Annotated in this window: 14 protein-coding genes; 5 read left to right on the top strand and 9 right to left on the bottom strand. The window is 48.7% G+C overall.

The annotated features are described in order from the left end of the window. Positions 1-14 precede the first annotated feature (14 nt). The 6 genes from EII32_RS07415 to EII32_RS07390 form a co-directional block, all read right to left on the bottom strand. Entirely contained in the window at positions 15-920 is a 906-nt protein-coding gene (locus EII32_RS07415) for a glycosyltransferase family 2 protein (RefSeq protein ID WP_125234801.1), read from the bottom strand. After that, a complete protein-coding gene (locus EII32_RS07410; RefSeq protein ID WP_125234800.1) occupies positions 917-1,522 on the bottom strand; it encodes a non-canonical purine NTP diphosphatase in 606 nt (201 codons plus the stop codon). The genes EII32_RS07415 and EII32_RS07410 overlap by 4 nt, the downstream gene beginning before the upstream one ends. A gap of 5 nt (positions 1,523-1,527) precedes the next feature. Then, positions 1,528-2,505, bottom strand: a complete 978-nt coding sequence (locus EII32_RS07405; RefSeq protein ID WP_125234799.1) for a YitT family protein — start codon at positions 2,503-2,505, stop codon at positions 1,528-1,530. 42 nt (positions 2,506-2,547) lie between these two features. Further along, on the bottom strand, positions 2,548-5,421 hold the full coding sequence (leuS, locus tag EII32_RS07400; protein WP_125234798.1) for a leucine--tRNA ligase: 2,874 nt from the start codon (positions 5,419-5,421) through the stop codon (positions 2,548-2,550). 332 nt (positions 5,422-5,753) lie between these two features. Continuing rightward, positions 5,754-6,713, bottom strand: a complete 960-nt coding sequence (locus EII32_RS07395; RefSeq protein ID WP_125234797.1) for a phosphatase PAP2 family protein — start codon at positions 6,711-6,713, stop codon at positions 5,754-5,756. Between the two features lie 7 nt (positions 6,714-6,720). Next, complete coding sequence (locus tag EII32_RS07390) at positions 6,721-7,713, bottom strand: NAD-dependent epimerase/dehydratase family protein (RefSeq protein WP_125234796.1); 993 nt, start codon at positions 7,711-7,713, stop codon at positions 6,721-6,723. Positions 7,714-7,863: 150 nt separating this feature from the next. Here EII32_RS07390 and EII32_RS07385 point away from each other — a divergent pair, with 150 nt between their 5' ends. The 4 genes from EII32_RS07385 to EII32_RS07370 all read left to right on the top strand — a co-directional run bounded on the left by EII32_RS07385 (position 7,864) and on the right by EII32_RS07370 (position 13,985). After that, complete coding sequence (locus EII32_RS07385) at positions 7,864-10,101, top strand: ribonuclease R family protein (RefSeq protein ID WP_125234795.1); 2,238 nt, start codon at positions 7,864-7,866, stop codon at positions 10,099-10,101. 105 nt (positions 10,102-10,206) lie between these two features. Beyond that, positions 10,207-11,013 (top strand): hypothetical protein, encoded by an 807-nt coding sequence (locus EII32_RS07380; protein ID WP_125234794.1) that lies wholly within the window; start codon positions 10,207-10,209, stop codon positions 11,011-11,013. 9 nt (positions 11,014-11,022) lie between these two features. Next, positions 11,023-11,676: a PAQR family membrane homeostasis protein TrhA gene (gene trhA / locus EII32_RS07375; RefSeq protein ID WP_125234793.1), complete on the top strand. Its 654-nt coding sequence runs from the start codon at positions 11,023-11,025 to the stop codon at positions 11,674-11,676. A 134-nt stretch (positions 11,677-11,810) separates the two neighbouring features. Then, the gene (locus EII32_RS07370) at positions 11,811-13,985 is read left to right on the top strand and encodes a leucine-rich repeat protein (protein WP_125234792.1); all 2,175 of its coding nucleotides are present in this window, start codon (positions 11,811-11,813) and stop codon (positions 13,983-13,985) included. 99 nt (positions 13,986-14,084) lie between these two features. On the opposite strand, the gene EII32_RS07365 is transcribed toward EII32_RS07370, so the two are convergent. Beyond that, a complete protein-coding gene (locus tag EII32_RS07365; RefSeq protein ID WP_125234791.1) occupies positions 14,085-18,572 on the bottom strand; it encodes a carboxypeptidase regulatory-like domain-containing protein in 4,488 nt (1,495 codons plus the stop codon). Positions 18,573-18,793: 221 nt separating this feature from the next. On the opposite strand from EII32_RS07365, the gene EII32_RS07360 reads away from it, so the two are divergent. After that, entirely contained in the window at positions 18,794-19,147 is a 354-nt protein-coding gene (locus EII32_RS07360) for a PAS domain-containing protein (RefSeq protein WP_233582344.1), read from the top strand. Between the two features lie 212 nt (positions 19,148-19,359). On the opposite strand, the gene rnc is transcribed toward EII32_RS07360, so the two are convergent. Together rnc and fabF are read right to left on the bottom strand one after the other, a co-directional pair. After that, the gene (gene rnc / locus EII32_RS07355; RefSeq protein WP_125234790.1) at positions 19,360-20,409 is read right to left on the bottom strand and encodes a ribonuclease III; all 1,050 of its coding nucleotides are present in this window, start codon (positions 20,407-20,409) and stop codon (positions 19,360-19,362) included. Further along, positions 20,399-21,661, bottom strand: a complete 1,263-nt coding sequence (fabF, locus tag EII32_RS07350; RefSeq protein ID WP_125234789.1) for a beta-ketoacyl-ACP synthase II — start codon at positions 21,659-21,661, stop codon at positions 20,399-20,401. Before fabF ends, rnc begins: the two co-directional genes overlap by 11 nt. Positions 21,662-21,777: the final 116 nt, after the last annotated feature.

Genomic DNA, 21,777 nt, shown 5'->3' with positions numbered 1-21,777 from the left:
TATCTTATCATCAATCATTTTGTCTCCTTGTTGTTTCCTCGTTCTTCGTTGAGGAAATATAGGAGTTTGTATATATTAAACTTGAAAATGCTTGGATTATTGCTTTCCAAGTTGTGCAAAAGAGTTTTACGCAACAGTCTGAACATGCGGCGCATCAGCGGAACAAGATGCAACCGGCGTATTATTCGTTCGTATTCGAGCAGCGATGAATAACCCTGCAGTTCGTCTTTGAACATGCGCAGTGTGCGCAGTCCTTCCTCTGTCTTGCGTACGAAACCGTCATTTGTCTCGAAGTCTGCAAATGTCAGTGGGTTGTCTATGTGCTTTATGACAATGCCGTTGTCTCGAAGTGTCTTTCCCCACAGCACGTCCTCGTAGCCGTAGTGTCTGAGACGCTCGTCGAAAGGGAAGCGGGTCATTATCTCTTTCGTTGTCATAAAGTTGCTCGTGTGGAAATCGTTGTACGGTTTTTTGCTGCGTATTGCGGCACTGTGGTTGCCCTCCGCTTTGCGTTCGTATCTGTATCGCAGGTTTGATTTGAGTGTTTCGTCGTTGTGTGTTATGTCGTATCCGCCATATACCACAGGTGCGTCGTGTTTGATGTAATTGGCAATGAAATCGTCTTTTTCAATACTCATGTCGCCATCGAGGAACAAAAGGTTGGAATGTTGTGCTTCTCTTGCAAGGAAATTTCTTATTTTTGCACGTCCCGAATTTATGTTCCGTTCTATTAGTCTGACATTCTCCAATGTCTTTATGCTTCTGTTTTCAGCAATCACTTGTGTGTCTGTCGAACCATCGTCGGCAACTATAATTTCATATTTTACCGGCAAAACGCGCAACTGCCGATGCAGGGACTCTGTCAAATCCCGGCATCGGCAGTTGAAAACAGGTATCAAAACGGAGAGTTCATGTTTCATTTAAGCAAGTGGTCGGCAAGTTTTCTGACCGCCTTTGCGCGGTGTGAGATATTGTTCTTTATGTCCATGCCGAGTTCGGCGAATGTCTTGTCATACCCTTCCGGCACGAATACGGGGTCGTAACCGAAGCCTTCGTTGCCTCGTTTTTCCGTGATTATGGAGCCTTCCACCTTACCTTCGAAAATGTGCAACGTTGCCTCCTGTGTCCCGTTCTCTTGTTTTTCTTTCTTTTCCAACAGTGCTATTACTGTTCGGAAACGTGCTTTGCGCTCGGTTGTGTCGCCCAATTTTCGCAGCAGTTTCTCCATGTTGGCATTGCTGTCGTGGTCGGTTTCTTCGGCATAACGTGCGCTATGCACTCCCGGTTCGCCGCCGAGTGCATAGACTTCGAGTCCGGTGTCGTCTGCAAAACAACTGTATCCGTATTTGTCGAAGACGTAGCGTGCCTTCTGTACGGCATTCTCCTCAAGCGTATCTCCCGTCTCGGGAATGTCTTCACGGCACCCTGTCTCGGCGAGTGACACCACCTCGAAGCCTTCGCCGAGTATTCTGCGTATCTCCGAAAGTTTGTTATTGTTGTTCGTGGCGAATACTATCTTCATATCATTCAGTCTTCTTGTTCTGTTTCTTGTTCAAGCGTTTTGGAACTCTTTTCAAGATGTTTCTTTTTTATTTTTACCTTTATCTTGTCGAATCCCTCACCGAAAACGCCTATCACGGCACTCTGGCTTACAAATGCGTTGGGGTCTATCATTTTCACTATTCGGAATATTATCACGCTCTCGCTCTTCTTTGCAAGCATCACGATTACCTTTACTTTGTTGCCGGTGTACCACCCGTGACCGTCGAGCAGTGTCAGCGTGTGGTCGGTTTCTTCGGCAAGTGCTTTGGATATTTCGTCATATTTCTTTGAGAATATCATAAACTGAACCGACTGTCTCTGGCGATTCATTATATAGTCGAGCATGAAGTTCTCGATAATCATGGTGCAGAAACCGAATACCACCATTGTCATTCGGTCAATGAAAGGACCGAACTTTGGTATGAAGATACAACTGCCTATGATTATGAAATCCACGAATATGAGCACCGTTCCCAACGAGAAATCGCGATATTTGTTGACAGATGCCGCGATAATGTCTGTTCCTCCCGTGCTGCCGTTATACAGAAATGTCAGTCCGAGTGCCGTTCCCGTCATGAGACATCCCACGAGCAGCGACATGAAATCCTGTCCTTCGCCGAGTATCTTTATCATGTTGCCGGCTTCATCCACGGGTGCTATGTCCTTCATTAGCCACAAGAGGAACGACAGCATGAACGTGGCATATATCGTTTTCATAAGGAACTTCACTCCGAGTATCTTCAATGCCATTATCAGCAATGATGCATTGATGAGGAAATATGTGTACGAGTTGGGGAACGACGTGGCATAATACACGATTGCGGCGATACCCGCCACGCCACCCGTAACTATGTTGTAGGGCATGAGAAAGAACGTGAACCCGAAGGAATACAGTATGAGGGCGAGGGTTATTCCTATGTAGTCCCTCATCTCTGCCCTTATTAGTGTTTTGTTCATCATCATTGTTTATGTTTTTTTTATTTATTTCCGTTTTTTCTATACAGTTTATCCGAGAACGATGTTGACCATTCTCTTTGGTACGATGATTACCTTTACGATTTTCTTTCCATCGGTGTATTTCGCCGTTCTCTCATCGTTTCTTACTGTCTCTTCTATGAAATCGTTGCCGGCATCGGCAGCAAACTGCATCTCAAAGCGTCGTTTGCCGTTGAAAGCGATGCCCATTGTCACGCTGCTTTCCGTAAGATATTTCTCGTCGAACGCAGGCCATGCCGCATCGCAGATGCTTCCCTGCTGTCCCAGCCGTTCCCAAATTTCCTCTGCGATGTGCGGTGCGAACGGTGCAATTAGCACGGCGAGGCTTTTTATCACTTCGCGATCGGTGCATTTTTGCTGTGAAAGTTCGTTCACGCATATCATGAATGCCGAGATGCTCGTGTTGTAAGAGAAGAGCGGAATGTCCTGCGAAACCTTCTTTATCAGTTTGTGCAGACTCTTCATCGATTCCTTCGTGGCGGCGGAAGGCTCTGTTGCGGTGATGACGTTGTCTGCAAGATTCCAGAATTTTTTCAGGAAACGGTGGCATCCGTCGATGCCGTTTGTGTCCCAGGGTTTCGATTGTTCCACCGGTCCGAGGAACATCTCGTAGAGCCGTAGCGTGTCGGCGCCGTATTTATCTACTATCATGTCGGGGTTGACAACGTTGTACATCGACTTCGACATCTTCTCTATCGCCCAGCCGCATACATATTTCCCGTCCTCGAGAACAAACTCTGCATCGGCATATTCGGGTCGCCATGCCTTGAAAGCCCCGGTGTCGAGAATGTCGTTCGATACAATGTTCACGTCAACATGTATTGGTGTAACGTCCTTGCAGTCTTTCTTCAGGTTGAGCGATACGAACACCGGATGCCCCTTTTCGGCAGTTGCCGTGTTGTCGCGATAAACGAAGTTGCTTCGTCCCTGTATCATTCCTTGGTTTATTAGTTTGTCGTATGGTTCTTCCTTGCACGACACCCCGATGTCGAAAAGGAACTTATTCCAAAACCGGGAGTATATCAGATGCCCCGTGGCATGCTCCGTTCCGCCTACATAAAGGTCAACATTCTGCCAGTATTCGTTGACTTTCCTGCCCACCAATTCGTTGTTGTTCGACGGATCCATATATCGCAAATAGTATGCGCTTGAGCCTGCAAATCCGGGCATGGTGTTCAGTTCGAGCGGGAAAACCGTGGTGTTGTCAATCATCGTATTGTCAACTATGGAATCTGACTTGGTGTCCCATGCCCATCGTTTGGCACGTCCCAGAGGCGGTTGTCCATCGTCGGTGGGTTTATATTGGTCTATTTCCGGCAGTTCCAGCGGCAGGCATTTTTCGGGTATCATGTACGGCATGCCGTCTTTGTAGTATGCCGGGAACGGCTCGCCCCAATATCTTTGCCGCGAGAAAATTGCATCGCGCAGGCGGAAGTTCACCTTCACCCGTCCCATGTCATGTTCCGTTACATATTGCTTTGTCTTTTCGACAGCCTCCTTAACGGTAAGTCCGTTGAGCGACAGTTTCTCCGACGAGGAGTTGCACACAATGCCTTCCTTTGCGTCGAAACTCTCTTCCGACACATCCGCTCCTTCTATCAACGGCAATATGGGAAGCCCGAAATGTCGGGCGAAAGCATAATCGCGAGAGTCGTGTGCCGGTACTGCCATTATTGCGCCGGTGCCGTATCCGGCGAGTACATATTCCGAAATCCATATCGGTACGGGTTCGTCGGTAAGCGGGTTTACGGCATACGAGCCGGAGAAAACTCCGGTAACTTTCTTGTCGGAGATACGGTCGCGCTCGGTGCGTTTCTTTACGTATGCCACATATTCTTCCACTTCCTTGCGCCGATTGTCGGTGGTAAGTACGTTTACAAGTTCGCTCTCCGGAGCAAGTACCATGAATGTCACGCCGAACATGGTGTCGGCGCGTGTGGTGAAGATGGTAAACGAGCGGTCGGAGTCTTTCACCCGGAACTCCACCTCGGCTCCTTCGCTGCGCCCGATCCAGTTTTTTTGCGTCTCTTTCAGCGCCTCTGTCCAATCCACGGTGTCCAATCCGTCGAGCAGTCTTTGTGCGTATGCCGACACACGCAGACACCACTGCCGCATCTTTTTCTGCACAACGGGATAGCCGCCGCGCACGCTCACGCCGTCTACAACCTCGTCGTTGGCAAGCACAGTGCCGAGTTCGGAGCACCAGTTTACCATTGTTTCTCCGAGATATGCTATGCGGTAGTTCATCAGAACTTCCTGCTGTCGCTTTTCGTCCCATGCGTTCCACTCGTCGGCGGTAAATTCCTGTTCTTCCGAACATGCCACGCCATACTTTTCCAGTCCGTCGGTGCCGTGCTTTCGGAAATATTCTTCCAGCGTGCCCATGTCCCTTGCCTTTGGTGTGTGGTCACTGTCGTTCTCGTCAAGAGGGCGATTGCTGTAAAAAGAGCCGAACATCTTGACGAAAGCCCACTGTGTCCACTTGTAATACCCCGGCTCGCAGGTGCGTACTTCTCGCTCCCAGTCGAAGCAAAATCCTATTTTGTCGAGTTGTTCCCGATAGCGTTTTATGTTGTTCTCGGTCGTTATTGCCGGGTGCTGTCCTGTCTGTATGGCATACTGTTCGGCAGGAAGTCCGTAGGCATCATATCCCATCGGGTTTAGAACATTGAAACCTTCGAGACGCTTGAAGCGTGCATATATGTCGCTTGCGATGTATCCCAAGGGGTGCCCGACGTGAAGTCCCGCTCCCGACGGGTACGGAAACATGTTGAGTACATATAGTTTTTTCTTGTCTTTATCCTCCGTTACACGATATGTTTTTTGTTCAACCCATCGCGCCTGCCATTTCTTTTCAATGGCTCTGAAATCGTATTCCGTCATGTATCGTTATGATTTATTTCTTTGTTCTTTACAAATCTGCCTGCAAAGATAGTGTAAATAAGGAAAAAAACAAAGGATTTTCTTTCTTAATTTCCACCTTTTAACCAACGCTTCAGCATATTTGCAAAGGCGGTGTGTGACAATCGTAAATATATTTGGACTATTCCTCTTTTTCCGTTTATTGCCAATGAAAACACCACAGGTTGTTTTTTCAAAAACAATTCTGCCTGTTTTGATTATCAATTTCGGCGGTTTTGTTTTGCAATTTCGCCCGTTTTGGTCGGCAAAACCGCCGAAATTGCGTTACCGCATGTGCCATGCGGCGTTGCCTTTCATTTGCATACGCGTTTTGACAGGGCGTAAAGCATGAAATAGAAGACAACGCCTGTTGCGAGACCGGCAAAGGCATCGATGGCATAGTGTGCCTGTATATATACCGTTGAGAAACACAGCAGTACGTAGAATGGCATGAGCGTCCACACGAGCCATCGCTTCTTGGAGTGCCATGCCAGCAACATCAACACCGTGCTGCACCCCACATGACTGCTGGGGAAGGCTGCCGTTGGGCGTTCGCCGGCTTCTTTGGCCGACTCCACGAAGCGATAGAACACTCCGTCTGTGTCTCCCGGCGACGGCAAACATTCCTGATGGTTGTTGAAGTAGGTGCCGAGGTCGGGGAAAATGCCGTTGGAGATTTGGTCGATACCAACGGCGTGGTAGTAGAAAGTGGGTCCCACCACCGGCACGAAGATGAAAATAACGTAATAAAGGAAGAACGACCCGAGTACCACGAACGCCGCATTGTGAAACTCGTCGTAACGTGCCACGAAATAGAACAGCACCACGAGGAATATCATCGGGTAATAAGAGGCGTAACCGAGATCCATAAGTTCGCTGAAGATGCTCCCCGGCATCGCTTCGTGAAACAGCAAGGCGGGCTGAAATCCGAACAACGATTGCTCCCATTCGGCAAAAACATGGTCGAGATTGGGGAACATGCGGTTTATCTCGTAGGTGTCGGGATACCACCACGAGAGCAGTGCCATCTGCGCCGCAATGCGCAGAAAGCGTGTCATGCGGCACGGCCACAGTCTGTATATGAACCACAGCGCGGCGGTCGTTGCAACCACTCGCGCTCGTCCCGTGAGCATTGCCACGGGGTTTACTGCATCGGTGTAGCAAAAGAGTATCACTATTGTGGTAAGCACGAGGTATGCCGTTACCACCCATTCCACCGCCATTAGTCCTTTGAGCGGTTTCTCCGTGGAGAGGTATTTCTTTATTTTGTTCATCTGTTTTTTAAATCCATTTATTCTCCTTGTACCATTCCACCGAGCGGCGTACCCCCTCGTCAAGTTCCACCGAGGGACGGTATCCGAGTTCTTCGCGTGCCGGGTTTATGTCGCATAGCCAGTTGCGTTGCCGCATTATGTTATATTTATCATCGTTGAGGGCTGTTATTTTGTTTGTTATTTTGCCGTATCTCTCGCCGATGAACGTTGCCGCCCGCAGCACGGCCAGAGGTGCCTTGATGCGCAGCAAACCGTTTACGCCGAGATGTTTTTTTAGCAGGTTGCTGAACATTTGCGACGAGTAGCAACATCCGTCGGTAAGGAAATATCTGCCACCTGCCGTTCCGCGTTCCATTGCGAGGAACACTGCCTGCACCACATCGGACACATACACGAACGTGATTATCTGCGGACGGTAGCCAACGGCAAAGTCTATGTGGTTCTTTATGCTTTTTGCCATCATAAAGTAGTCGCGTTCGCGCGGGCCGTATACTCCCGTCGGGCGCAGTATAACGTATGGCAGCGACGACTGCTGTTCGATGAAATGCTCTGCCGCCAGTTTGCTCTGTCCGTATGCGGTGTTTGGCACGGGGGTGTCGGCGGCGGTTATCTCCCGGTAGGGAAGTTCCTCGCGTGCCGGTCCGAACACACTCAGGCTGCTGAGATATACGAATTTCTTCAACGGCATGTCGAGCGACATGAGTGCCCTCACGAGGTTCTTTGTACCTTCGGTGTTCACGCGGAAGAAGTCGTTGCGGTCGATGCACTTTGTCACTCCGGCGGCATGCACCACATAATCGAAACGGTGGGGTGCGAGTGCTTTGCGCATCTGTTCCTCGCTGTCGAGATTTAGCGTGACGAAATTGATGCGCGGGTCGGCAAGATATTTTGTTGAACTGCTCGTTCTCACGGCAGCCCATGTCTCCAAGCCCCGGCTCAATGCTTCTTCAACAATGAAACTTCCTATGAACCCTGTTGCTCCTGTTATCAGAATTTTCATGGCTGCAAAGTTAATTATAAAAAATCAATTTTGTTGCAATAACATTAAAAACACCTTTTTTTTCGGGAAAAAGTGAAATAAATTAGATGTTTTGTCACGAAGTCGGAAAAAATCATTAACTTCGCATTTGGTTATCAACTATATCGGCTTATGGCAAATGGAAAAGAGAGAGGTAAACGTCTTACCAAGAGGAGACTGGTGGAAATGCTTTCCACGTTGTTCAACACAAATCCTAACGAAACTTTCAGTTTCAAGCAGATATTCAAACTACTGCATCTTAAGAATCATCCCGAGAAGATGCTCGCGATAGACATAATGGAGGAGATGGCGTGGGACGATCATCTCTGTAAAGTGTCGGACAGTTCGTATCGGCTTAACACGCAGGGACAGACCGTGGAGGGAACGTTTGTACGTAAGGCCAACGGCAAAAACTCGTTCATTGCCGACGGTTCCGACAAGGCGGTGTTCGTGGCGGAACGCAACTCGATGTTCGCACTTACCGGCGACCGCGTTAAGGTAACGATGATGGCACGCCGGGAGAGGCACATGAAAGAGGCGATGGTAATAGAGATTATAAAGCGCGCACACGACGAGTTCGTGGGACGGCTCAAGGTAGAGCAGGATTTCGCATTCCTTATAAGCGACTCTAACATTTTCGTACACGACATATTTATCCCGAAGCGAAAGTTGAAAGGGGGAAAGACAGGAGACAAGGCGGTTGTGAGAGTGACACACTGGCCCTCGAAAGACGATAAAAACCTCGTGGGAGAGGTGGTTGACGTACTCGGAAAGGCGGGAGACAACAACACCGAGATGCACGCAATACTCGCACAGTACGGACTTCCCTACAAATATCCCAAGAACGTGGAGAATGCGGCAGTAAAAATAGATGCCGAAATAAGTGCCGAAGAGATTGCACGCCGCGAGGATTTCCGCGATGTAATGACATGCACCATAGACCCTTACGATGCCAAAGACTTCGACGACGCGCTGAGCATAAGGCAGACTAACGACGGATGGGAAGTGGGAGTACACATTGCCGATGTGTCGCACTATGTAAGGGAAAACTCGATAATAGACAAAGAGGCATTCAAGAGGGCTACGAGCGTATATCTCGTTGACCGAACGATACCGATGCTTCCCGAACGTCTGTGCAACTTTATCTGCTCGCTGCGCCCCGGAGAGGAAAAATTATGTTACAGCGTTGTGTTCGTGCTCGACAACGAGGCGAAAATAAAATCGTGGCGACTGGTACACACCGTGATAAAGAGCGACCACCGTTTCGCATACGGAGAGGTGCAGGACATATTGGAGAAGAACGGAGTGAAGGACGGAACGGGACAACCATCGCCGGTAAAAGTGATAAACCTTGCGGAGGCAAAGACCGACAAACCGGTAGATTGCGGCGATGTAAAGGTGTCTCCACAACTTGCATGCGGACTGCTGTTGCTCGACGCACTGGCAAAGAAACTGCGTGAAAAGCGTTTCAAGGACGGTGCGGTAAAGTTCGACCGGGAGGAACTTCATTTCGATATTGACGAGCAAGGAAAACCTACAAAGGTGTTCTACAAAAAATCGAAAGACGCAAACAAACTCATCGAGGAGTTCATGCTGCTTGCCAATAGAACAGTGGCGGAGAGCATAGGGAAGACGGAGAAAGTAAAGAAAGCCAAGACATTGGTGTACAGAATACACGACCGGCCGGATCCGATAAAACTGGATAACCTGTCGAAGTTTATAACCAAATTCGGATATAAGATAAAGACGGCGGGAACGAAAGGGCAAATATCGCGCTCGTTGAACCAACTGATGGACGACATCAGCGGAAAACGGGAGCAGAATGTAATAGAGATGGTGGCACTTAGGGCGATGATGAAAGCAAAGTACAGCGTGTATAACATAGGACACTACGGACTGGCATTCGACCACTACACGCATTTCACATCGCCGATACGACGTTTTCCGGACTTGATGGTACACCGACTGCTTACACGTTACCAACAGGGTGCGCGCTCGGCAAACAAAGATCACTACGAGGAACTGTGCGAGCACGCAAGCGACATGGAAGCACTGGCACAGCAGGCAGAACGGGACTCAATCAAATATAAGATGGTTGAGTTCATGGAAGACAAAATAGGAAACGAGTACGATGCACACATCAGCGGAATAACGAGTTACGGGATATATGCCGAAATAGACGAGAACCACTGCGAGGGAATGATTTCAATGCACGACCTTGACGACGATTATTACGATTTCGACGAGAAAAACTACATGCTCGTGGGACGCAGAAGGCATCACAAATACCAACTCGGCGACCCGATACGCATAATGGTGTCAAGAGCGAACATCGAGAAACGACAACTCGATTTTACAATAGCCGACTGACATTGAATGCCGATGACGACCATGCCGGAGCATAACATGTTTCTGCATGTAACGATGGTATTGCTGCGTAAGCGGTATCTTCAAGGATCACAAAAATCAAAATAAATGGACACAAAGCAAATTAAAGGGAAAGAAGGGGAAAAACGCCTGTGGGTTATAGGCGTAACGGCGGCGGCGTGCATGCTCGTCGCGATAATGATTGTCGCGCTGTCAACATGTTCTTCGCGAACAACGGGCAAAGGAGAGTCGCTCGCCGTGAGCGGGGCAATTGACAGCATGGAACAGAAACTGCCATCGGGAACGGGTTTCGTGGCAAAGTTTCCAGACAAACGACGGCATTGTATGTTCTACCTTAACGGAGGACATCTTTACAAGTTTGACGGCGTAACGAAACGTCTCGATGAGGTAACGTTTGGCAGTCTGACGGAGGAAACCGCGATATACTACAACGACAACGACATAAATGCAGGCATAAACGAGGCTGTGTTGTCGCCGGACAACGAGTTTATTATACTTACCGCGACGGTGATGCCGACGGGGCAGGACGGAAAGGCGATGCAGGGCTTGTACAGAATGAACACCGTAAATCTTACCATCGAAGCACTGGCACAAGGGTATGTCACACGCGAGGGCGATCTCTTCTTCGTTTCCGTGATTGACAAAACGACCGGAAAGCGGCGCGCATTGCTCGGTTTCGACAAGTCGGGAAAGCAACTGTCGCGCGAGAAACAACAGGAAGCGATAAGAGCAAACAAGTATGTGGCGGCAGAAGAAGAGGGCGACGGTACAACGGGAGAGAGTGAGCACGACGAGACGGAACCAACGCCGAACAATACACCTGCGGCAACACACGAAGTTCCGGCGGTCGAAACAAACTCCGAACAGCCGTCCACTGCACCGGCATCGCCATAAAAAAGAAGAATGAGAAGAATTTTCTTTAACCATAAAGAAGAGATATGGAATAGTTGGAGCCATGCCGCCGGCATCTTTATAGGTATCGTCACGGGGTGCATATTCCTGTATATGTGCTTTGCAAAAGGCAACGGGTGGGCAACGGCAGGCATAATACTGTATCTCTTTGGAATGTTGATGTCATACATCGCGAGCACGGTATATCATAGTCTGAGTGCATGGTCGAAATGGAAAGAACGGCTGCGAAAATGGGATCATGCCGCAATATATTGGCACATAGCAGGCAGTTATTCGCCCATAACGTTGGTGGCACTGCGTCAGGAAGGTTACTGGGGCTGGACACTTTTCTCGTTTATATGGCTTGCCGCGATAGCCGGAACGATTGTGAGTTTCTGCAAACTGAGAGAACACAGTATCGTGGAAACCGTATGTTTCGTACTTATGGGACTGTCGGTGCTTGTCGCTTTCGGACCGCTTGTACGCAGCGTTAGTGCCACATCGGTTATATGGCTCATTGTCGAGGGTGCAGCCTATATCACGGGTGCCGTTTTTTACAGTCTCAACAAGCGCAAATACATGCACACCGTGTTCCATTTCTTTGTCCTTGTCGGCTCCGTATGTCATATAATTGCAGTGTGGGACATGCTTATCGACTATCTTTAACGACTACTGCCCGTTCTGTTCTTGAATACAAAAAAGGTTAAATGCATTTTCGTTTTTTGCATATAAAATTAATATTATTACCTTTGAAACCGTATTATGAATAACAAATTATTAACCTTAAGTATTTAAGTTTTATGAAAAATATTTACGCTTTGCTTGTGTTATTGGTAACTTCTGTTGCCGTTATTGCACAAACTTCGAAGACGGTCGATGTTTCCACCCCCGGAACATTATCCACACTGTTGGGGGATGAGGCGGCAACAATTACCGACCTTACAATAACCGGTAAGATGAATGCCTCCGACTTCAGAGTTTTCTTAAAGACAACGAGCCTCGCAAACCTTGACATGGCGGGGGTAACCATAGTAGATGACGATGGGAACGATACCGGAATATTTCCGGATTACACGTTCTATTCATGCAAAACACTTAAGAAAATGGTGTTGCCCAACACTTTGAAAAAAGTGGGAGAGAGTGCATTCAACAAGTGTTCGTTATTGGAAGAAGTGGTATTTGCCGAAGGTTTGAAGACGATTGGCAAGGGGGCTTTCATGAGTTGCCCGATGCTTACCGCGGTTAATTTGCCAAATTCCGTGGAGAAGATTTTGGACAGAGCCTTTTACAGGGCGCCGATAAGCAATTTCGTCATGCCGTCGTCGCTGAAGTCTATCGGTGCGACATCGTTTTACGGCACGTTAATAACCAAGGTGAAACTAAACGCACAGTTGAACAAAATTGGTGAATCGGCATTCGGAGGATGCCTGAATCTCGAATCGTTCGAGATAGAAGAAGGCAACACAAGTTTCAAACTGGTTGACGGGGTGCTTCTCACTGCCGATGAAACGGCACTCGTGGCATATCCGCAGGCAGACCCACGCGTGAAATACATCATGCCGAAAACGGTAAAGACCATATACAAAGCGGCATTCGACTGTGCATGGAAATTACAGGTGTTGAGGATAAGCAAAGGGGTGGAAACGCTCCCAGTAAGCATGTGTTACGGAGCAAAGGCTCTGCTCAAACTTTATATTCCGTCAACGGTAACGTTGATGAAAGTAGGCTGCATGGACGACTGTCCAAAACTTAACGAGGTGCATGTACGCGCTACAACGCCGCCGGAAGTGGAGACGGGAGCATTCGGAGTGATGTTCCCAAATTACAAAATGAACCTTTATGTACCCACGGGAAGTCTCAGCAAATACCAAGAAGCAGAAGAATGGAACGACGCTTTCATTTCGTATAACGAGGAAGACATGCCGCAGGTGACAATGACTACGGCGCGAGAGATTGGAGAATACATTGCTCTCAACATGAAGTTGGAGGAAGAAGTCGAGATAACGGGTGCAGAGTATGACTCGCCGGGCTCTTTCAAAATAACCGACAAGAACATCGTTATAACGGGTGCCATGTCAAAGTTGGAATGTTCGTCGAACAAACTTACCAAACTCGAGGTGTCGAAAGCGACAGATCTTGAACAATTGTACTGCGATGACAACGAACTCGACGAACTGTCATTAGGCAAGAGCAAGAGCCTGAAAACGGTTTATTGCGGTAACAACAAACTCGGAGACATTGACCTTAAGGGACTCTCAGCATTGGAAGATTTCAGTTGCTGGGGCAACAATATTAACTCGATAGATGTCTCGAAGAATCCCGAACTCGTATCGCTCGTATGCCGGGACAACATGATTAACGGAACACTTGACCTGTCCGGTAATGCGAAACTGCGCGAGGTGAACTGCTACAACAACGCAATCACTGAAATAAAATTGGCTGACAATTCCGATATGAGGAACATAGAAATACAGCGCAACAACATAAACGGAGAGAAAATGACCGCTTTCATGCAGGCACTGCCAAACTATGTGGCATACTCTTCGGACGAGTGGGATGATTGGTTCGGCATGAACCCGCAGGGACTTTATCTCATGGAGAAAGACCCGAAACTTGAAAAGAACGTGGCAACCACGGCCGATGTGAAGATTGCAAAGGACAAGGGTTGGCCTGTTTTCGCAATGAACATAGATGACTACGGAGTGGTTGCACCTACACCGTACGATGATTTCGTCACCGGAGTACAGACTGTCGACAATGACAATGCGACAATGTCGTTTGCAGTTTCCGCCTCTTCGATAGACGTATCCGGTCTTTCGGCAGGTACAGAGGTCGTACTTTATGATGCCAACGGCAGGGTTGTCGGTCGTAGATTGGTTTCCGGCACCACTGTTTCCTTTGCCGCCGCAGGTCTTGCAAAGGGTGTATATGTAATCAAGGCATCTTCTGCAACGAAGAAATTTGTCGTAAGATAAGGCATCGGAAAACAAGTCCGAAAAAATGAAACGAGCAGGAGTCGATGGCGATTCCTGCTCGTTTTTTCGTCATTTACCGATGTTTTCGGCATCGTAAGTCTATCTCTTTACTATCTTTACGCTCCTGCTGCCTGTCTTGCCGTTGAGCAGTATGATATAGACACCGTTCGGAAGTGAGGTCGCGTCAATGTCGTGAGCGTCTCCTTTCTTAACGAGCGAGCCTTTGAAGTCGAAGAGCGACCAGTTGCAAACGGCATTGCCGGTATGTATTGTGTTCCCACTGCCGGCAAGATACACATCGAGACAGCCGTCCGCACCCACCTCGTCGATGCCCGTTACGGCTTCTGTTACGAATGTGATGCTCTTGGTTTGCGAGCGTCCCGACTCATATACGGCCGTCACTTCGGCAATGTGCCGTCCGGCTTTCATTTCCGTAAGCATTACATTTTTCCCCGTCCGGTCAACGCCATCGACTATGTTTCCGTCAAGTTTCACCTCGTATGTGGCTCTGTCAACCATCGGTTTCTTCACTGTTCCGTCGGCATACGGAGCCTCTTCTCCCACGAAAAGATTGTCTATCATCAGGAAATAGCCCAGCGGTGTCTCGTTTAGCAGCACCATTCTCTTTGCTTTCTCCGGTACATCGAACGACATTTTTTGCCATTTTTGGTCAGAGATGTTTATCTTATCGCTTGTCCATTCGATGTCGTCAATCGTCTTAGGGTACTCTTTCTCGGTGTATCCCACTCTTATTACGGCAGCCCCGAGGGCGTTCGTGAAGTTCTTTATAACGAATTTGAAATCGGCCTTGCCCGTGAAATTGATTACCGGCGAGAATATCAAGTCTTTGTTTGCCTTCCCGCGGTTGCCGAAAGACGCAAGATACTGTCTTCCCGAATAAGGCAGCGAACCGCCATCGAAGAATGCCAGTGCGGGTGTCGTCTCGTAAGGGTTGAATGCCATGAACGTCATGGGAATGCCCATGTGCTTGAACGTTATGTTATCAAACTCCACCGTAGGCTCCTTGTCAATGTCCCAATATATCCAGTTTGTCTCAGTCGTTGCCGGCTCCACGGTAAACGCTTCGTATGATTCAAAATCGTCGAACACATAGTTATCGGTATTCCACGATAGCAATCTGCTGTCGGCTTTGTCTTGTTTCTCCGCTTTCAAGTTATATGGCGGGAGCAGTCTTTCGGTGAAATCGAGTTCGTGTTGGAACTCCGTTTCTTCTCCCGTTATGGTAAGTGACTCGCTGATGTCTTCAAATCCGTCGAGTTCGGCATGCAGATTGTATTTCGTCTTTGCCAGTCCATCGATGACCCACTCGCCGTTTTCTTTCTTCGTTGCGGTAAATTTCGTGCCGTCTTCGTTGTCGGCTTGCAGTGTTATCACCGGTGCCGATGCCGGCATTGCGGCGTTTGCTTTTAGCTTGAAAGTCATGTTTGCGAGGATATTCTTTCCCATAACGTTCGATGCGGCCTTGTCCGACTCTTTGTCCGTCGTCACCACGCTTGTCACGGCATATCTGTAATAGCCCATTGGCAGCGTGCCGAACTGGGTGTCCTTATACTCCCTCACGTTAGTGTCGGTAGATGCAATATGCTGCCATTCTCCTCCTTCTTTCTCCGCTTTGCGATACACCTTGTATCCGCTTTGCCTCTGCATGGTGTTTGCCATCGCCGTACCCTCGGCGTTCAGCATGGCATATTCTATCCCTATCAGCAGGTTCTTCTTCATGTCGTGCCGGTCGAGATATTCGAATTCGGCGTTTTGGTAGTCGCTGTTAACGACGTGTACGTTCGGCTCGAAATCGAGTCCTGCGTTCTCACCGCCATCGGCAAGCATGCTCAAGAAACCGTTGTAGCGGAACGATACGAGCGCGCCACCCTTTACCACGAGCGGCTGCGGCAGTTCGTATCGGCACCATTTGTTGTCGGTGTTGGCAATATCTTTCTGTTCGTAGATGATGTTGTTTGTGGGATTTCCCTCGCCATCGAGAGCGAATACCACAAGGTCAACCTTCTTGTGTGGTCCGCGGAACTCGTCGGTCTGCCATTTCACGGCCGTTATTGCCATGTCTTTGCGGAACACCGTGCCCACTATGCTGCGCTCGGTAAACGAGAAAACGCCGATGTGTGCCACGCCTTCTCCCTTGTGATATGAAAGAGAATCTGCGTCTATCGGCATGTCCCATTTCACTTCTGTCGCACCGTCATGCTCCGATACTTTTACCATTCGTGGTGCCACGGCCTTGTCTTCCAGTTCTATGGCGGGCAGTGTTGCTGCATCTTTCGCAATGGTTATCTGTCGCTGTTCGACTGTTAGTCCCGGGCATTTTGCAACTAGTTGGTAAGTACCCTCGTATATGTTTTCAAATATATATCTGCCTTCTCCGTCGCTGTATGCCACATATTCATTTTGTGCCGCGGTGCCGTTTACGGCGGTCATTGCCACCTTTGCGTCTTTCAGAGCTTTCCCTCCGGAATACGTTATCTTGCCTTCGGCATTTATTTTCTCTATTTTTTTGAGCGATATTTCTATGTCGGCATCTTCCTCTGCCGACACTCTTACGTTTTGTTCATGCAGTGCATAGCCCTCTTTCCGTGCCTCAAGCGTATAGTCGTCTTCGGGTATATTAGTTATGTTCCATTCCCCTTGTGCATTTGTTTTGGCGACAAATTCTGTGCCTTTGAGCGTTATTTGCACTTCTTGCAGTGGCATTCCTTCATGTTTTACCGTTCCGTGCAGTGTTCCTTCGGATGCCTCTTTTATCATGATGTTGAACACTTCGAGTTGGAATTTGTTTGGCTCGGAGCTCATCTGTATTGCAAAATTCTCGTTGCAGTCGGCATCGGGAGTGTAGTATGCAACATAGTCGGCACGTTTCCCCTCCTCGTTTGCCACCTCGAATTTACCGATTTCCTTGTAGTTTGACAAGTTTTCCTCCTTGTCGCCATTGCCGAAAAAGAGGTTCATTTTCTCTGTCAGTTCGAGGTTTGCTGCCGCAGCAGACACCACAATTTTGTATTTGGTGTTGCCTTTTAGTGCCACCGGGCGCGACACTATCCAGTCATCGCCTGCTTTTTCCTCGTTGTAACTGCAGTATATTCCCTCTTTCGACATGCGTTGTTTCCATGTCGTGCCGTCGTTGTTGCGGTCTATGATTGTCCATAGCGGCATTTCCTCATCGGTAAATTTGCACATATACGGAGTGTTGTGTGCCGTTCCGAGAATGACGTATGGCGACAATGCCGTCTTGCCTTTGTCGCGTCCCACAGGTGTGATTTGGTATTGATAGCGTGCGAGCCGTGTCACGGTGTTGTCCGTAATCGTTGTTTCGCCGATGCCTTTGCCCACTGCCGTGTTGTCCGGCAGTCGTGTCACGTCATACTTTATGTCGTTGGGTATATATCCACCGTTTATTCCTTTGTCCGGTGCAGTCCATGATATTTTGCAACTCTTGCCGTCTGCCTGCTTTTCAAGGCGTATGTCGGTTACGGCATCCGGAATATCCTCGCCCACGAACACTTGTCTCACCGTCTCTTCGCCTTTGCCCTCGCTGTTCGAGGCATACACCTTATATGTATATAGGTCGTCGGCGGCGAGTGTCTCGTTTGTGACAACGAGTTCGCCCGGTGCGGCATCGTCCTTTGTGAATATTTCCTTGTTGTTGCGCAGCAAGTGTATCTTGAACGTTCCGAGAGTTCCTCCCGCCACGGTATTACGGGGAGCATTGAATTTTATGCCTACCTCTTTCGAGCCTGCGCTCACCGGTACAATCTCAAGATTTTCCACCATTCCCGGTGCCCCTTCTTTTACGGTTGAGAAAGGGAAATCAAGTCCCACAATCTGCTTTTCGCCCGCAAGTTCGGTGTTGCTGTCGTTGTATCCGCTGTTTAGATCGATGTCCAAAAGTTGCGTTCCTTCGCGAGTTGTCGGCACTACCCACCATAGTTTTCCGCTCTTGTGGTCTATCCCCATCGACTGCAGTTCGCTCTTTACCGAGTAGTCACAACTGTTCAGTGTCTCCTCGCTGCCGTCGGTTTCGAGTTTCACGAGTTCGCTGTACGGGTTTTCGGCGTAAATCTGCCCTTGCAGGTCAACTGCCATTGCCACGAATTCTTGGTATAGTTCTGCCACTTCTGTAACTGCGCCGGTGGCGAGATCTACCTTCAGCAGAACGCTTACACGTCCGGCATTGCCCAAGGCGTACATTATACCGTTCTTGTAGTCGTACGCCATGTCGTAGAACGGCTTGCCGTTGCTGCCGCAGTCTGCAATCTTGGTGAACGTGCCGGTGGCGAAATCGTAGATGCCGAAAGCGATGGGAGCAGGGGCGTTGCCCGTTTTCGAGCATGTCTGCACATAGTACTTCTTGCCGGCAAATGCTCCGGCTCGGATGCTGAAATCGTGCGTTCGCAGAAGTTGGAACGATGAAGGATTGCCCACGTCGAACTTGCACGGCCCTGTGTTTTCCGGCGTCTGCGAGTCGTTGCGATTCCAACCGTAAACTTCTTGTGCATTAACTTGCGGACAGACCGCCGTGAGGCACAGTAGAAGCATTAAGTAAGTAAATCTTCTCATGTTGAAAAAAGTGTTTTAAGTTTGATGATTATAATAATAAAATATTGTCTCAATTCATGGCGTAAAACATGGCTTTACCATAACGCCGCACACGGATAAAAATTTGATTATGCCTCACGCGTTTTGTGAAACCTTATTATATCTTTGCAATAATTTGCTTATTACATTATTTATTCGTAATATTGCACTCTAAAATTTTACGTACAAATATAAAATCTTTTATGAAAGACATTGAACAATATTCATGGGCAGAAGACATTGAAGGAGCAGTAACGGTCTCGGATACCGAGGGTAAGGTGATATTCATGAACAAGCGTTCGCGCGAAACGTTCAACAAACCCGGCGAAACGATGGTGGGAAAGAGCATGATGCCTTGCCACAGCGAGCGGTCGAAAGAAATAATGCGCGAGATGCTCGGGCAGAACAAACCGCACTGCTATACCATCACGAAGAAAGGACGGCGCAAACTGATTTTCCAAACACCGTGGCGCGAGGACGGCGAGGTGCGCGGACTGGTTGAGTTCTCGTTTGTGCTTCCGGACGACATGCCGCACTACGACCGCGACAAGGAGTAGGACGAGGCTGTGCCGGAACATGTTTTCAATCTGCGTGTATCCGATTGTGTAACGGCAGATGTTTCGCCATGTATATATTATCGAAATCGGTGAAATTGAAAAGCAAATTGGGCGGTTTTACAAACCAAATTCGCCTAATTTGCTTTTCAATTTCGGCGGTTTTGCCGTGCGCAATGATGTTCTTTGTCTTGTTTCAGACCGTCGACTCCCTGTCAGTTTTCGGCAAATGCTGCCGCCTCTGCTGCCGCGATGATTTTTTCGTAGTCATCGTCTGTGTCCTTTATTGACACGTCGGAGAGGTCGAACTCTTTCTCTTCTTCCCGCCTTTCCTTACGCTTTGCGGCGTGTTGTCGTGTCTCGTCATGAGGTGTGGTGAGTTTCCCGGATGCCGTGTCGACATTGTTTTCGGTCTCAGTATTACGGTTCGATATTATGAAATCGGGTTTCGTTTCGTGCTCCGGTACTCCCACCGGCATTTCCTCCATCTTTGTTCGTTCCGACTTTGCTGCGAACACCGAGTCTATGAACAATGGTTGTTTCCGCAAGCGGTTGAGTGTCAGTTTGCTTGCTTGTTGCTGACTCTCTTTCTTGGAGTATCCTTTCCCCATGTCGCCATCCACACCTTCCAGCACCGCCTTGTAGCAGAACGTGGGGTTGCCGTCCTTGTCCTTGTTGCCGGTAACGAGTTTAAATTCCAATTTTACTTTGTTCTTCTGACTCCATTCTATCAGTTTCGACTTGAAGTTGACTTCCTTGTATGCCACTTTGTCGATGTTTATGAGTTGTGTCAATATGCGCTTTTCCATGAAACGCATGCAGGCATCGTAACCTCTGTCCAGATAGATTGCGCCCACGAGAGCCTCGAAAGCGTTGCCGCCCATGTAATTGTTGTGGCTCGTGTTTGTGTGGGAGGATTTTATCAGGCGGTTTATCCCCATCTCCTCGGCAAGTCGGTTAAGTGTGTCACGCTGTACAATCTTGGAGCGTGTGTTGGTGAGGAAGCCCTCACGTTTGCGCGCGAAATGGTTATATACGATGTGCCCCACAACCGAGTCGAGTACGGCGTCACCGAGAAATTCGAGCCGCTCGTTGTTCATGGGTCGCCCTTTCTCGTTGCGGCTGCGCATGCTCTTGTGCATCAGTGCCGTCTTGTAGAGTTCGATATTGCGGGGATAGAAGCCGATAATGTCGTAAAGAGCCGAAAAAAGCTCCTTCTCCTTGCGGAAAGGGAGCTTAATCCTGTCTATCAGATTATTCAGCATATTTCTTGAAGATAACACATGCGTTGTGTCCGCCGAAACCGAAAGTGTTGCTCATTGCGGCACGCACTTCGCGTTTCTGCGCCGTGTTGAACGTGAAATTCAGGTTGTAGTCGATTTCCTCGTCCTTGTCGTCATCGCTGTGATTTATCGTCGGCGGTATGATGTTGTTCTTCACTGCGAGTACCGTTGCCATTGCTTCCACCGCGCCGGCTGCGCCGAGAAGGTGACCTGTCATCGACTTGGTTGAACTGATGTTCAGTTTATACGCCGCATCGCCGAACACATCCTTTATGGCTTTTGCCTCCGATACATCGCCCACGGGTGTCGATGTGCCGTGTACGTTGATATAGTCTATGTCCTCCGGCTTGAGGTTCGCGTCTTTCAGTGCTGCCTGCATGACAAGTTTTGCACCGAGACCTTCGGGGTGTGATGCGGTGATGTGGTGTGCGTCTCCGCTCATTCCCTCGCCAACCATCTCTGCATATATCTTCGCTCCGCGTGCTTTTGCATGCTCCAATTCTTCGAGAATGAAGCAGCCTGCACCCTCTGCCATGACGAATCCGTCGCGACTTGCGCTGAACGGACGGCTTGCCGTTTCGGGCGAATCGTTGCGTGTAGATAGTGCGTGCATGGCATTGAACCCGCCTAATCCGCACTCACATATCGCTGCCTCGGCACCGCCTGCAACTATTGCGTTGGCTTTTCCGAGACGTATGATGTTGAAAGCATCGGCAAGTGCGTTGGTTGAAGATGCGCAAGCGCTGGTCGTGGCATAGTTGGGACCGTGGAAACCGTATTTTATCGAGATGTGACCGGCAGCGATGTCGCTTATCATTTTGGGAATGAAGAACGGGTTGAACTTGGGTCCGTTCTCGAAATTCTTACCGTAGTATGTCACTTCGTCCTGAAAGGTCTGGATACCACCGATGCCAACTCCGAATATAACTCCTACCTTTTCTTTATCGACCTTTTCCAAATCCATGCCGCTGTCATCTACTGCCTGAATTGCACTGATGAGGGCCAACTGTGTGTAGCGGTCTATCTTGCGCGCCTCTTTGCGGTCGATGTATTGGTTTACGTCGAGACCCTTGACCTCGCAGGCAAACTGGGTTTTGAACTTGGAAGGGTCAAAATGAGTGATGGGGCCTGCGCCGCTCTTGCCGGCCACGAGGTTGTTCCATGTTTCCTCGGGATTAAGTCCGACCGGTGTCACTGCACCAAGTCCGGTCACTACTACTCTTTTTAACTCCATTTATATAAAAAAATAATTGATAATTGATAATTGATAATTGACGCATTGCTGCACAGTGTACAACATTATGAATTATCAAATGTCAATTATCAATTATCAATCAGATTGAAAATAAT

It is taken from the genome of Prevotella sp. OH937_COT-195, assembly GCF_003932845.1.
Classification (GTDB): domain Bacteria; phylum Bacteroidota; class Bacteroidia; order Bacteroidales; family Bacteroidaceae; genus Prevotella.
This window is presented reverse-complemented; position numbering and strand designations above follow the sequence as displayed.